Origin of the sequence: Massilia sp. TWP1-3-3, from assembly GCF_049897805.1 — a bacterium.
GTDB lineage: Bacteria > Pseudomonadota > Gammaproteobacteria > Burkholderiales > Burkholderiaceae_D > Telluria_A.
The window spans coordinates 51438-64751 of the sequence record NZ_JAFCWX010000015.1; the positions used below are offsets into that span (position 1 = coordinate 51438).

Genomic DNA, 13314 nt, shown 5'->3' on the forward strand with positions numbered 1-13314 from the left:
TATCAGAAAAGATACCACGCAATTGCCGCTTGCGTGGCCACGGCGCCATCGCGCGACATTCGGGGATTGGCGAATGTTTACCACAGTGGCGTCAGGCAGACTGTACACAGTTTCTGCCGCTCGCCTTGGCGCTGTAAAGTGCGCCGTCGGCCCGCTTGATGGCTTCGCCGATATCTTCGCCCGCTTGCAATGTCGTGACCCCGAATGAGGCCGTCATCTGCAGGCCGCACGGCCATACCTGGCCTTGCATCGCGACGCGCAATTTTTCGGCCAGTCCCTGCGCGGCGACGCCATCGGTTCCCAGACAAATAATCAGAAATTCTTCCCCACCCCAGCGCACCAGCTTGTCGGTGGTGCGGATATCGCGTTGCACCGACACGGCGAAGGTACGCAGCACTTCGTCCCCTGTCGCGTGGCCGTGCGTGTCGTTGACGCGCTTGAAGTGGTCAAGGTCGATGAACAGCACCGCCATCGGTTCGCTGTGCGATCCCTTGTATTGCCACTTGTTGATCAGGCCGTCGCGCAAGCCTTCGCGGTTGAGTGCGCCGGTGAGGGAGTCGAAATACACCTGGCCAGCGAGTTCTCGCGTCTCCAGTTCCAGTGCGCTATTTACCTGGCTGAGCAAGGCGAGCCGGCTGCTGGTGCTGCGCAATTGGGCGCGGTAGCGCATCACCGCATTGGCCAGCCATGCAAGGGCGCAGACAATCCAGATCGCTACCAGGATCAGCAGCAGATTGTTCTGACGAATCAGTTTGCCGTGAAACTTAATCGATCGCAGGGTGACATGATGTTGTCCAATCGTCTCCGGGGCACCGATCAGTAAGTCGACCGCGGTGACGTTATCGATGCGCATCTCATTGTTCAACAGCGGTGTGTTCCGAATGTCGATCCACCACGGCGCGGTCCGTAAAAGCGTGACCGGGATCTTCACGGTGCCTTGCCTGGGGAAGTCGAAGATATGGACTTCACTGATCTTCTGGGACATAAAGTCCTGCAAGGTGGAACGGCCAGGTTCGAAGTCGTGCAGGAAGAAGCGCAGCAAATGCTTGCCGGGGCCTTGGTAGTCGAGGTCAAAACTGATCGCGTCAAATTTGGAGAGATCAATACCTTTGTCGTCACGACTGAGACTGAACTGGTAGCCGCAATAGGGCAGTCGAAAGGTGGGGCGCAAATCGCAATCGAGAACGAGCGCATCCGCACTACGCGTCAGTTTTGCCACGCTTTCACCTTGTTGGGGGCGATCGTCGAGGGCGGTGACTCCCAGCTGGCGACCGTTGGCGACGGACAATTCCAACACCGTATCCATGCCAAAATGCTGCCATAAAAGTAAGGCAATCGTTAGCACGATCAAACCGACGACGAATGCGATGGCGTAACCAACTCTTGCAGAGTGTGTCATCTGTTCCATGTGTTCACGGGAATGCCGCATATGCCATTGGTCTTTCCGGTGCCGTCGCTCAATCAGTTATTGCTTAGCGTACGCAAGTGCGAACCATAGTGCAACAAATATTGCAATGTGTCAGGGCCTGGCGTGGTAGAGGATTCGATGCGCGGCCTCGAGAGTGGCGACCCGGGACCGGGCTTGAAGGTGAGCGTGCGCCTGGATGGCGCAGCGCGCGCCTGCCCTGCGTGAAAGGGTGTTGCAAAACGTTTGGGTACTAAGTGGCTACCAAAATTCGTGACATTTCGGAACTGGAAAACCGTAACCACATCGTCCTCGCGAATGCGGGGAGCCATAGAACAGATGCCAATCCCTCCTTTACATCAATTAGTGGCAGCGTTTTGCGATACCCTCGTGCGCGAGGACGACGTGGCGCTATTGCCCCTTCTGCACCACGGCGGGCAAGATCGTCGCTTTTTTGCACACAGGAAGGTTTTCGTGCAAGGTTTCCAAGGTTAGAATGGCGCTCGCAAGCATACTCGCCGGCTGCAACAGCCCCCACGCCACAATAACAAGCAGAGACAAGCAGAGATCGAGACCGAGCAATGAGCCTTTTCCGCACCAAGAACCTGGACCACATGGTGGCCCAAAGCCGCGCCGCAGGTGGCCTGCAAAAAGTCCTGGGTCCCGCCGACCTGGTATTGATGGGAATCGGCGCCATCGTCGGCACCGGCATTTTTGTGCTGACCGGCACCGGCGCGCTCACTGCCGGTCCGGCGCTGACGCTCTCGTTCGTCATCGCCGCCATCGCCTGCGGCCTGGCCGCGCTGTGCTACGCTGAATTCGCCTCGACGGTCCCGGTGGCCGGCTCGATCTATACGTACAGCTACGCCACCATGGGTGAATTGGTCGCCTGGATGATCGGCTGGGACTTGCTGCTCGAGTATGGCCTGGCCACCTCGGCGGTGTCGGTCGGCTGGTCCGGTTACTTTCAGTCGCTCATTGGCGGCTTTGGCTTTCACTTGCCCACGGCGCTCACGGCGGCCCCCGGCGCGCTGCCCGGCGTGCAAACGGTGATGAACTTGCCGGCCATGCTGATCATGCTGGTTTTGACGGCCATGCTGTCGTGGGGCGTGCGCGAATCGGCGCGCATCAACAGCATCATGGTGATCATCAAGATCAGCGTGGTGCTGCTGTTTATTTTCGTCGGCGCGCGCCACGTGCAACCCGCCAACTGGCACCCGTTCATGCCGTTCGGAATGAGCGGGACCATGAGTGCTGCGGCGCTGGTGTTTTTCGCCTTTATCGGTTTCGACGCCGTGACGTCGGCGGCCGAAGAAGTCAAGCGGCCCGAGCGCGATCTGCCGATCGGCATCATCGGGTCGCTCGTCGTGTGCACCGTATTGTATGTGGTGGTGTCGGCCATCATGACGGGCATCGTGCCGTACAAAAACTTTGCCGGCGTCGACCATCCGGTGTCGCTGGCGCTGCAATACGCCAAGGAAAACTGGGTCGCCGGCTTTGTCGACCTGGGCGCTATCGTCGGCATGACGACCGTGATTCTGGTCATGGCGTTCGGCCAGACGCGCATCATTTTCGCCATGGCGCGCGATGGCCTGTTGCCCAAGCGCCTGGCCGTCATTCATCCGAAATACGGCACCCCGTTTTTGGCGACCTGGATCGTGGGCATCGTGTTCGGCCTGATCGCCGCCTTTGTGCCGCTCAATGTGCTTGCCGAGCTGATCAACATCGGCACGCTGGCCGCGTTTTGCCTGGTATCGGTGGCCGTCATCGTGCTGCGCAGAAAGCGCCCGGACTTGCACCGCGCCTTCCGCTGCCCGGGCGTGCCTTATCTGCCCGCGCTGGCCATCGTCTTTTGCGTGGCCTTGATGACTTTCCTGAGCCAGACTACCTGGATCGCGTTCGGCGTCTGGCTGGTGATCGGCCTGGCCGTGTATTTCGGCTATTCGCGCCGCAATTCGGTCTTGCACCCGGCTGACTAGGAGTTCAAGCCTGATTCCAGCCATTCAACGATTCTGGCGCCATCCGGAGCTGCCGTTCATCGAGGTACGGCAGGTGGGCGACGGCCGCCGGGTGACGCACGGGCGCCATTCGCACGAAACGCTTTCCGTCGGTGTCATTACGGGAGGACGCAGCAGCTATGGCAATGGCGCCCATGCTGAGGTCGTCGACAGCGGCGTGATCGTCATCATGAATCCCGGCGACGTTCATGTCTGCAATGCCATCGACGACGGTGCCTGGTCGTACCTGATGTTTTATCTGGATCCGCACTGGATGGGGCGCGTCCAGTGCGAGCTGCGCGGGGAAGGCAGCGCCGCGTTCCGGCCGTACGCGACGGCGGCGCTGCGTTCGCCGGCGCTTGCGGCGGCAGGCGCGCAACTGTTCGCGGAACTGACCGACAGCGACAACGACCGCTTCCGGCGCGAGATGGGCGTCACCGATTTTGCCGGCCTGCTCGACGCCGTGCTGGCGCCCGGGCCCACCGCTGGCGGCGACAGCGTCAAGACCGAGCGCGCGGCCCGGCATATCGACATGCTTTTTGCAAAAACACTGCGGCTCGACGAGCTGTGCGCCATAGCGAACCTGTCGGGGTCGTATCTGATCCGCGCTTTTAAGCGGCGCTACGGCGTGGCGCCGCATGAATACCAGACCAACCGCCGCATTCAGTTTGCCAAAGCGCGCCTGAGGGAGCGCATTCCCCTGGCCCAGGTCGCGCTCGAAGCCGGGTTTGCCGACCAGGCGCATTTCCAGCGCATATTCAAACGGCTGACGGCGGCAACGCCGGGACAGTATCGAGGCTAGCGAGCACCTGCGCCAGCCATCAGGTACAGCACGCTGAGCACCAGCATTGCCGCCAGTGCCCGATTGAACAACCGCACCCGATGCGCCGTTCGCACGTGCTGCTGCAGGAAGCTCCCCGCCACGGCCCAGCTGGCGATGGAACAATAGCAGACGATAAAGTAGACTCCGGCAAACAGCCAGACCGCATGCGCGTCTGCCGTCGATGCATAGGTTCCCATGCCGGCCACCGCCGCCAGCCAGGCTTTCGGGTTGAGCCACTGGATGGCGGCCCCGTGCGACCAGGACGGCTTTTGCCCTGCCTTTTCGCCGCCCAGTTCCCCGGAATCGGTGGCCAGCCGCCATGCCATATACAGGAGGAACGCTACACCCGCCCAGCGGATCGCGGCAGTGAGCCAAGGCATCCGAACCAGCATTTCATGCAAACCGAACCCGGTCAGCAGCAGCAACAGCGTGAACCCCAGCGTTGCGCCGGTCACGAGCGCCATGCTGGCGCGCACGCCATGGCGCGCGCCGCTGGCAAGCGCGACGAGGTTGACCGGTCCGGGCGAAATCGCGGCAACCAGTGCGAAGGCCACCATGGATATGAACGTGCTCATCTGCGTTTCCTTTCAGTGAAATGTGCGCAGATGATAGGAGTGCGGTTTGCCGTTGTATTGAATGAAATTGACTAACGTATGATGCGCCCGCGCGCGACGGCCGCCCTGGGTCGCGGCTTACTCGCCCTGCACCGGCTTGCTTGCGCACAGGAACACGGCGGCGATCCTGTCAGTGTGCTGGTAAGCCGGTTCCGCGAGCTCTTCGCCAAAAACATCGGGGTCGATTTCCTCGTAGGTCCATCTGAAACCGGCGGCGCCAAGCAGGCTCTCTGCGCTGGCGCGGAAAGGATCGGCGGTGTCGACCATGGCCACGCCCGTGTACAGCGCCAGCATGCCGCCGGGGGCCAGTCGCGCCACCGCCTGTTCGACGATGGCGACCGACAAACCGGCGCCCAGGTCGCCGCCGCCGTGGCGGTAGGCGCGTTGCTCGCGGTCCAGCAGGTACGGGGGATTGGAGACGATCAGGTCAAAATCGCCATCGAGCCCGCTCAGCAGGTCGCTGTGGACCGGTAGCAGATTGGTCACCGATGCCAGGCGCGCATTGATCGCGGCGGCGTTCAGCGCCGCCTGGTTGATATCTGCCGCAAACACGGTGGCCCCGGGATGGGCCAGCGCGATGGTCATGGCGCCGGATCCGGCGCCGCAACCAATATCGACCGCGCGCGTGATCGGACCGAGAAACGCTGCCAGTGCCCCGCGCAGGGCGCGAATGAAGCGATAAGTATCGGGGCCGAAAAAGACCGCGTCGCTGGCGCTGGTGGGAAATGCGGAGTGAAAATACAGCTGGCCGTCAAGGGTCGATGCGCGAACCTGGCTGAGCAGAGCGCCATCCGCATCGTCCACCCCGGTCACAACGCCGGCGTCCCGCATGCATTGCAGCAGCTCGGCATCGGGAACGTCAGCGCAAAATGGCCGGCTCCAGCCGAAGATGCCGGCCAGGTCGGCAGAGCGGCGGGCGTCGGCGCGGGCGTTGACGCGCGCGTGGGTCGCCGGCGTGACCGTCGTAAAGGCATACGCGCGCTGTTTTAATGCCAGCCCCAGGGCCAGCAAGGCGGCGCCGCGCGCGGCGGTCGCAGTGGCAAATGGCGCAGCGGGGCCTGACAGGGAATGGCGCGGCGCGTCTTGAAGTGCAGTCATCGATTGTCTCCAGCAAAAGTTGGGGGAATTGCCTCGCTGGGATTGTTACATACACGGCGACGCACACGGGCGGCGCACAAACACGTATTTGTGTATGGTTAGCACATTTTGGAGTCCTGTTGAGCGCCGCCTACCCCGTCCGCCTTGCGCTGTTTTGCCTGCACATCGTCGCCGGCCTGTTTACGTGCACACTGGTGTTTCCCTTCTGTTCGCAAGCCGCTCGCCTGCGCCACATCCAGCGCTGGTCAGCGCGTCTGCTGCGCATTTGCGGCGTTGCCATCGAGCTTGCCGCGCTGCCTGCTGCGGCGGCCGGCACGCTGATCGTCGCCAACCATATTTCCTGGCTCGATATTTTTGTGTTGAATGCCTGCCAACCCTGCCGCTTTATCGCCAAGTCCGAGGTGCGCCGCTGGCCGGTGCTGGGCTATCTGGCCATGCGCGCCGGCACTGTTTTTATCGAGCGCGGCAACCGGCGGGCGCTGGGGCCGCTGCTGCTGCGCGTGGTCGGCCATATCGACGGCGGCAGCCAGATCGCATATTTTCCTGAGGGCACCAGCGCGCCGCAGGGCGCCATGCTGCCGTTTCATTCGGCCCTGTTCGAGGCAGCGCGCGGCGCGGCAATTGCGGTGCAGCCCGTCGCCCTCGCTTATTTCAACGGGGAGGGCGAGGCACACCGCAGCGCTGAATACGTGGGTGCGACCACCTTTGCACAGAGCGTCAGGCTGATCTTGTCTGGTCCGTCGATGGTGGCGCGCGTGGCTTACCTGGCCCCGATCGCGCCCCACGGCCTGCGTCGGCGCGAGCTTGCCGCTGCTGCCGAGCAAGCCGTGACGGCAGCACTGGCGCGCCTCGGTCCTTCGTGAAGTAGCGCACAGACAATGTCGAGCTAGCAATGCCATGCTGGGCCGATTATGCTTATTCAATTCAAACCTCTTCTCGACAGCACTGCTCAGCGCGTCCCCGCCCATCCCCCGGGCGCGGCTTGGCAGGCTGGCATGGCGCCGCGCTGCAGCACGCTCGAGCGCATGCCCAAGTGGCTCATTTGCGTGCCGCTCGCGCTGCAGTGGGTATGGCTGGCGCTGCGTTACCGCAGCGCCACCTTGCCCTCGTGCGCCAATCCGTGCATCACGGCCGGTGGCCTGGTGGGCGAGGGCAAGATGGAATATTTCGCGGGCATGGGCGCCGTCGCGCGCGCGGCCACCGCCCCGTATATTGGCGTGTGCGCCGGGCCGCAACTGGACGCGGCAAGCCTGACCGAGGCGCTGGGCGCCGCCGCGCTGCGTTTTCCGCTGGTCGTCAAGCCTGACCTTGGCCTGTGCGGTTACGGGGTGCGGCGCGTCGCGTGCATGACCGATTTGCTCGCGTACCTGGCGGCCTATCCGCAAGGCGAAAGCGTGGTGCTGCAGCCCTATCTGGCGCAAGAAGGCGAAGCCGGCATTTTTTACGCGCGCGACCCGGACACGGGCAAGGCGCGCCTGATCGGGCTGGCGCTGCGTTATTTTCCCCGCGTGGTGGGCGACGGCGTGCGCACGATCGACGCGCTGATCGATGCCGACCCGCGCGCGCGGCGCCTGCGCAACGGCGGCAAGCACCAGGCCGTCGGCAACGGCAGCCGGATTCCGGCCGCGCACGAACAGGTGCGCCTGGCCACCATCGGTTCCACTCGCGTTGGCGGCTTGTACCGGAACGGCGCGGCACTGATCACGCCGCAGCTGCTGGCGGCCATCGACGCCATTGCGCGCGACATGCCGCAGTTTTACTGCGGCCGCTTCGACGTGCGTTTCAATACGACGGAGGAACTGGCGCGCGGCGCCGGTTTCACCATCATTGAAGTGAACGGCGCCGGGTCCGAAGCGATTCACGCGTGGGATCCGGACACGTCCCTGCTAAAAGGCCTGGCCATGGTCTTTGCCAAGCAGCGCGTGCTGTTTGCCATTGGCGCTGCGCTGCGCAAGCGCGGGGCGGTGCCGGTCGCTCTTGTGGCCCTGTACCGGTATCACCGGCGCCAGCAGGCGCTAATTGCCTGCTATCCCCCATCGAACTGAGGAGCTGCGCATGCTGAGCCAATATAGTCATACCGTACCCGATTGCACCGCCGGCTATGCGCGCGGCGGCGCAGCGCTGACCGTGACGTGGGCCGGCTGCGAAGACGAGGTGCGCGCCGCGCAGCGCCTGCGCTACCGGATTTTTGGGGGCGAACTGGGCGCGCGCTTGCCGGGTCCGGCGCGCGAGAGCGGGCTTGACGCGGATCGCTTCGATCCCTTCTGCGACCATTTGCTGGTGCATGCGGCGAGCGCCACGGGCCAGCCGCTGCTGGTGGGCACCTACCGGGTGCTGGCGCCCGATGGGGCGCGCCGCGCCGGCGGCTTTTACTCCGACGCCGAGTTTGACCTGGCGCCGCTGCGCGCGCTGCGCCCGCGCGCGCTGGAACTGGGCCGCTCGTGCGTGCATCCCGACTACCGCAACGGCGGCGTGATCCTGGCCTTGTGGAGCGCGCTGGGTCGCTACATGCTGCAGCGGCGCCTGGAAACCATGATCGGCTGCGCCAGCATCAGCCTGGCCGGCGGGCCGGAGGCTGCCACCGCCATCTGGGAAAGCCTGCACCCGCGCTACCTGGCCGCGCCTTGCTGGCAGGTGCGCGCGCGCCATCCGCTCGAATTGGGCTCGCCGCGCGTGCCCACTGCGGAGCCGACGGCGCGCTTTGCACCCGACACGCCACCGCTCATCAAAGGCTATCTGCGCTGCGGCGCCATGCTGCTCGGCCCGCCGGCACTCGACCGCGCTTTCAACACGGCCGACCTGCCCATCATGCTGCGCCTGGACGACCTGGCCCCGCGCTACCGCAAGCACTTCCTGGGACAGCACTGATGCGATTGGCCGGCGCCAGGCGCACCTTGGCGGCGCTGGTGCTGGCGCAGTTTTTTGGCGCGCTGGCCGACAGTGCCTTGCTGATCGCCGCCATCGGCCTGTTGAACGAACGCGCGGCGCCCGCATGGATGACGCCGGCGCTGCGCGTGTGCTTTTATGTGTCGTATGTGCTGCTGGGCGCCTTTGCCGGCGCCGTGGCTGACGCCTTTGCCAAGTCGCGCGTGATCGTGCTGACCAATGTGCTCAAGCTGGCCGGCTGCGCGCTGCTGCTGGCCGGCCTGCATCCTTTGCTGGCCTTTGCGCTGATCGGGTTCGGCGCGTCGGCGCACGCACCGGCGCGCTACGGCATCCTGCCCGAACTGCTCGCGCAAGAGCAGCTGGTAGCGGCCAACGCATGGATGGAAATTGCCACCGTCGGCGCCATGCTGGGCGGGGTGGCGCTGGGCAGCGTGCTGGTCGATCCAGCCTTTCAGATGGCCTTTATCGGCACCCCGGCGCGGTCGGCAACGGCGGGCACGCTACTGTTGTTCGCGTGCGCCGTTGCGGCGTCGCTGGCGGTGCCGCCGGTGCGCGCCACTGCGCCCCATGCGCTGCGCGATCCGGCGCGCCTGGTGGGGCGCTTCGTTGCTTCTTGCCGCACGCTGTGGTCTGACCCCGGGGCAGGGCGGTCGCTGGCCGCCACCTCTCTGTTCTGGGCCGTGGCTGCGGTGCTGCAGTTTTTAGTCTTGCGCTGGGGCACCGATGTGCTCGGTTTGCCGCTGGCGCGCGCCGCGCTGCTGCAGGGCGCACTTGCGCTGGGCGTCATCGGCGGCGCCGTGGGTGCCGCCCGCCTGGTGCCACTGCACAAGGCGCTGTCGGTCATGCCGCTCGGACTGGGCGTCGGCGCGCTGATCGTCCTCATGCCGTGGGTGACCACGGCGCCGACGGCGGCGCTGGTGCTGGCGGGCATCGGCCTGCTGGCGGGCCTGCTGCTGGTGCCCATGAACGCGCTGTTGCAAGAGCGCGGCAATAGCCTGATGCATGCCGGGCAATCGGTCGCCGTGCAAAACTTTTTTGAAAACGGCGCCGCTTTTGCCGTGTTGCTGTGCTATGGATTGCTCAGCAGTACTGGCGTATCGCTGTTTGCCAGCATCGCGGCCGTGGGGGTGCTGGTGATGGCCGCCACCATGGCCGGCATGCGCCGCACGGGCGCACTGGTAAATGGATGAGACCGCAATGATAAAATTACCTTATCCATCCGCAAAGAGCGAGCTTTCATGACAGACATCAGCAAGCGCAATAACGTGCACGTGCGCGGCACAGGTCAAACGACCATCCTCTTCGCCCACGGTTTTGGCTGCGACCAGAATATGTGGCGCTACCTTGCGCCTCACTTTGAAAAGCACGCGAGGGTGGTGCTGTTCGACCTGGTTGGCAGCGGCAACTCGGACCTGGCCGCCTACGATTACGGCAAGTACGACAGCCTGCAGGGCTATGCGGATGACGTGCTGGAAATTATCGACCAATTCGCGCCCGGCCCGGTCATTTTTGTCGGCCATTCGGTCAGCACCATGATCGGCATGCTGGCGGCCAACAAGGCGCCGGAGCGCTTCCTGGCGCACGTCATGATCGGGCCTTCGCCTTGCTACATCAATGATCAGGATTATATCGGCGGCTTTTCGCGCCAGGATATCGACGAGCTGCTGGCCACCGTGGAAAACAATTACCTCGGCTGGTCGAGCGCGATGGCGCCCGCCATCATGGGCGCGCCCGACCAACCCGAACTGGGCGTGGAACTGACCAACAGTTTTTGCCGCACCGATCCGAATATCGCCAAGCACTTTGCGCGCGTGACCTTCCTGTCGGATTACCGCAAGGAACTAGCGCGCTGCCAGGCGCCGACCCTGATCCTGCAATGCAGCGATGACTTGATCGCGCCGGTGGCGGTGGGCGAATACATGCAACGGGCGCTGCCGCGCAGCACGCTCAAGGTGATCGACAACGTGGGCCATTGCCCGCACCTCTCCGCGCCGCATGCCAGCACGGTTGCGATGGAGGCCTTTCTACAACCCTGGTTCGCCGATGACAAGTGAGGCCGCACTGCCCGATTCTGACGCGCTGTTCGAATACGCAGCGTGCGGGCTGGTCGTTACCGATGCGTACGGCAAGATCTTGCGCGTCAATCACACATTTTGCGCATGGCTGGGCTTTGCCGCCGCCGACCTGGTCGGGCAGCGCCGCCTGCAGGACTTGTTTACCATCGGCGGCAAGGTGTTTCACCAGACCCACCTGGCGCCCTTGCTGCAAATGCAAGGGTCGGTCGCCGAAGTCCAGCTCGACATGCGGCACCGGGCCGGCCACACGCTGCCGATGCTGTTCAACTGCCTGCGCCGCACGCACGAGGGCCAGGTGTACGACGAGACGGCCGTGTTCATCGCCACCGACCGCCGCAAGTACGAGTCCGAGCTGCTGGCCGCGCGCAAACATGCCGAAGAAGCTTTGCTGGCGCGGCGCGACGCGGTGCGCGCGCTGCAGGAAAGCCGCGACGTGCTCGGCATTGCCATGCGGGGCGCCAAGATGGGTGTCTGGTCGCGCCAGGTGGGCTCGACCGCCGTCTGGTGGAGCAGCGAACTGGAGGCGCTGGCCGGCTTGAAAGAGGGATCGTTTCCCGGAACGCAGCAAGCCTTCCATGCGCTGATCCACGAAGCGGACCTGGAAGGCTTGAAACAGGCGATCGGCGCGGCCGAGGCGCTGGCGCGCGACTGCACCGTGGAATTTCGCATGCGCCATGCGAGCGGCACCTGGATCCCGATGGAAGGGCAGGTGCGCCTGGCCAGCGAACAGGATAGCGCTCGCCTGATGTTGTACGGCATTGCCATCGACATCACCGACCGGGTTGAAGCGGAGTGGAGCGCCATGCGCCAAGCGGCCATTTTTGCCGACCAGAGCGACGCCATCATCGTCACCGATGGCCAGGGAAAAGTACGTGAGTTCAATCCGGCAGCCGAGCGCATGCTGGGCTACCGCAGCGCCGAGGCAATTGGCGCCGACATGGGGCAGTTTTACCGCCCGGAAGACGCGACCCAAGTGCGCCAGGCCGTGCAGCGCGCCGTGACGGGCGAATGGGAGTGGCGCGGCGACCTGGTGTTTGTGCGGCGCGACGGCAGCGAAGGCTGCAGCGAGGCCGTGATCAAGCCCCTGCGCGACCGCAAGGGCAACAGCTACGGCGCCGTCAGCGTCCATCGCGACATGACCGAACGCCAGCGCGACGCGGCCCAGCTGCGCGTCCTGAACGCCCAGCTGGCCGACGCCGACCGCCGCAAAGACGAATTTTTGGCGACGCTGGCGCACGAGCTGCGCAATCCGCTCGCGCCGCTGCGCAATGTGCTGGAAATATTCAAGCTGCAAGCGAGCAGCAACGCCCAGATGCAGTGGGCGCAGCAAGTGTTCGAGCGCCAGATGAACCAGGTCACCCATCTGGTGGACGACTTGATGGAAGTGTCGCGCATCACTCAGGGCCGGCTTGAACTGCGGCGCGAACCGGTGGCGCTGACGGCGGTCATGCAAGACGCCGTGCAGGCAGTGCAGGAACGCTTGGCGGCGGCCGGCCACCGGCTCGAGATGCACTTGCCGATCGAACCGGTGACGCTCGAGGCCGACCCGACGCGCCTGGTCCAGATCCTGACCAATTTGCTCAATAACGCGATCAAATACACGCCCGACGGCGGCCTGATCGTTTTCAGCGGCGAGCGGCGAGGCGCCGAGGCGGCGATCACGGTGCGTGATTCGGGCATCGGCATTGCGCCCGAAAACCTGGACAAAGTATTCACTATGTTCGCCCAGCTCGAGCCGGGGCTGGACCGCGCCCAGGGCGGCCTGGGCATTGGCCTGTCGCTGGTGCGCGGCCTGGTCGCGCTGCATGGAGGGCGCATTCGCGCCAGCAGCGAAGGGACGGGGCGCGGCAGCCAGTTCGCGCTGTATCTGCCGCTGCCGGCAGCGCCCCTGCAGGTGGCCGAAGTGCCTGCCGCCGCGCCGCAGGCGATCGACGCGCTGCGGCGCGTGCTGGTGGTCGACGACAATGCCGACGGCGCCGATACGCTGCAGATGGCGCTCGAGATGCTCGGCTACCGCGTGCAGTGCGCCTACAACGGCACCAGTGCGCTGGCGCTGGCGCAGCAGTTTCGCCCGCACGCGGTGGTCCTCGATATTGGCTTGCCCGACATGGACGGCTACCAGGTTGCCAGGCGCCTGCGCACCGAGCCGTGGGGCCGGGAAGTGATCTTGATTGCCGCCACTGGCTGGGGGCAGGATGCCGACCGCAAGGCCGCTGTTGCCGCGGGATTTGACCATCACCTGGTCAAGCCGGTCGATTTTATGGCGCTTGACAAGCTGCTGCGCAGATAGCGGGGCGTCGATCCCGCAAACGGCATCGGGAACGCGAAAAAAGCGATTGGACAGCAGGGCGCGCAAGGTGGACGATCACGGTCCTTGTCAAATATTTAGCCTGACGCCACCGAAAAGCGCATCCCA

The 13314-nt window shown here is 64.5% G+C and carries 11 protein-coding genes; 8 read left to right on the plus strand and 3 right to left on the minus strand.

Annotation, left to right across the window (positions count from 1 at the left end; genetic code table 11):
- Nucleotides 1–91: 91 nt before the first annotated feature.
- A complete protein-coding gene (locus ACP7D4_RS16260) occupies nucleotides 92–1408 on the minus strand; it encodes a GGDEF domain-containing protein (protein ID WP_426210104.1) in 1317 nt (438 codons plus the stop codon).
- A gap of 578 nt (nucleotides 1409–1986) precedes the next feature.
- Here ACP7D4_RS16260 and ACP7D4_RS16265 point away from each other — a divergent pair.
- Nucleotides 1987–3384, plus strand: a complete 1398-nt coding sequence (locus ACP7D4_RS16265) for an amino acid permease (protein ID WP_426210105.1) — start codon at nucleotides 1987–1989, stop codon at nucleotides 3382–3384.
- Nucleotides 3385–3457: 73 nt separating this feature from the next.
- The gene (locus ACP7D4_RS16270) at nucleotides 3458–4204 is read left to right on the plus strand and encodes an AraC family transcriptional regulator (RefSeq protein ID WP_426210107.1); all 747 of its coding nucleotides are present in this window, start codon (nucleotides 3458–3460) and stop codon (nucleotides 4202–4204) included.
- Here the strand turns inward: ACP7D4_RS16270 and ACP7D4_RS16275 are convergent.
- Entirely contained in the window at nucleotides 4201–4800 is a 600-nt protein-coding gene (locus tag ACP7D4_RS16275) for a LysE family translocator (protein ID WP_426210108.1), read from the minus strand. The two genes, ACP7D4_RS16270 and ACP7D4_RS16275, sit on opposite strands and share 4 nt — an antisense overlap.
- Before the next feature lie 117 nt (nucleotides 4801–4917).
- Nucleotides 4918–5937 (minus strand): methyltransferase, encoded by a 1020-nt coding sequence (locus ACP7D4_RS16280; protein ID WP_426210110.1) that lies wholly within the window; start codon nucleotides 5935–5937, stop codon nucleotides 4918–4920.
- Between the two features lie 119 nt (nucleotides 5938–6056).
- Between ACP7D4_RS16280 and ACP7D4_RS16285 the strand changes: the two genes are divergently transcribed.
- The 6 genes from ACP7D4_RS16285 to ACP7D4_RS16310 all read left to right on the plus strand — a co-directional run bounded on the left by ACP7D4_RS16285 (nucleotide 6057) and on the right by ACP7D4_RS16310 (nucleotide 13188).
- Nucleotides 6057–6800, plus strand: coding sequence for a lysophospholipid acyltransferase family protein (locus tag ACP7D4_RS16285; RefSeq protein ID WP_426210111.1), 744 nt, complete (start codon nucleotides 6057–6059; stop codon nucleotides 6798–6800).
- 132 nt (nucleotides 6801–6932) lie between these two features.
- Complete coding sequence (locus ACP7D4_RS16290) at nucleotides 6933–7982, plus strand: hypothetical protein (protein WP_426102239.1); 1050 nt, start codon at nucleotides 6933–6935, stop codon at nucleotides 7980–7982.
- Nucleotides 7983–7992: 10 nt separating this feature from the next.
- Nucleotides 7993–8805: a GNAT family N-acetyltransferase gene (locus ACP7D4_RS16295; RefSeq protein WP_426210112.1), complete on the plus strand. Its 813-nt coding sequence runs from the start codon at nucleotides 7993–7995 to the stop codon at nucleotides 8803–8805.
- Nucleotides 8805–10013: a lysophospholipid transporter LplT gene (gene lplT / locus ACP7D4_RS16300; RefSeq protein WP_426210114.1), complete on the plus strand. Its 1209-nt coding sequence runs from the start codon at nucleotides 8805–8807 to the stop codon at nucleotides 10011–10013. The genes ACP7D4_RS16295 and lplT overlap by 1 nt, the downstream gene beginning before the upstream one ends.
- Nucleotides 10014–10061: 48 nt before the next feature.
- The gene (locus ACP7D4_RS16305; protein WP_426210116.1) at nucleotides 10062–10877 is read left to right on the plus strand and encodes an alpha/beta fold hydrolase; all 816 of its coding nucleotides are present in this window, start codon (nucleotides 10062–10064) and stop codon (nucleotides 10875–10877) included.
- On the plus strand, nucleotides 10867–13188 hold the full coding sequence (locus ACP7D4_RS16310; protein WP_426210118.1) for a PAS domain S-box protein: 2322 nt from the start codon (nucleotides 10867–10869) through the stop codon (nucleotides 13186–13188). Before ACP7D4_RS16305 ends, ACP7D4_RS16310 begins: the two co-directional genes overlap by 11 nt.
- Nucleotides 13189–13314: the final 126 nt, after the last annotated feature.

What these genes read in the sequence shown, in the direction of transcription:
- ACP7D4_RS16280 (WP_426210110.1), bottom strand. Translation starts at nt 5,937, where the DNA reads ATGACTGCACTTCAAGACGCGCCGCGCCATTCCCTGTCAGGCCCCGCT.
- ACP7D4_RS16260 (WP_426210104.1), bottom strand. Translation starts at nt 1,408, where the DNA reads ATGGAACAGATGACACACTCTGCAAGAGTTGGTTACGCCATCGCATTC.
- lplT (WP_426210114.1), top strand. Translation starts at nt 8,805, where the DNA reads ATGCGATTGGCCGGCGCCAGGCGCACCTTGGCGGCGCTGGTGCTGGCG.
- ACP7D4_RS16275 (WP_426210108.1), bottom strand. Translation starts at nt 4,800, where the DNA reads ATGAGCACGTTCATATCCATGGTGGCCTTCGCACTGGTTGCCGCGATT.
- ACP7D4_RS16310 (WP_426210118.1), top strand. Translation starts at nt 10,867, where the DNA reads ATGACAAGTGAGGCCGCACTGCCCGATTCTGACGCGCTGTTCGAATAC.
- ACP7D4_RS16305 (WP_426210116.1), top strand. Translation starts at nt 10,062, where the DNA reads ATGACAGACATCAGCAAGCGCAATAACGTGCACGTGCGCGGCACAGGT.
- ACP7D4_RS16265 (WP_426210105.1), top strand. Translation starts at nt 1,987, where the DNA reads ATGAGCCTTTTCCGCACCAAGAACCTGGACCACATGGTGGCCCAAAGC.
- ACP7D4_RS16295 (WP_426210112.1), top strand. Translation starts at nt 7,993, where the DNA reads ATGCTGAGCCAATATAGTCATACCGTACCCGATTGCACCGCCGGCTAT.
- ACP7D4_RS16290 (WP_426102239.1), top strand. Translation starts at nt 6,933, where the DNA reads ATGGCGCCGCGCTGCAGCACGCTCGAGCGCATGCCCAAGTGGCTCATT.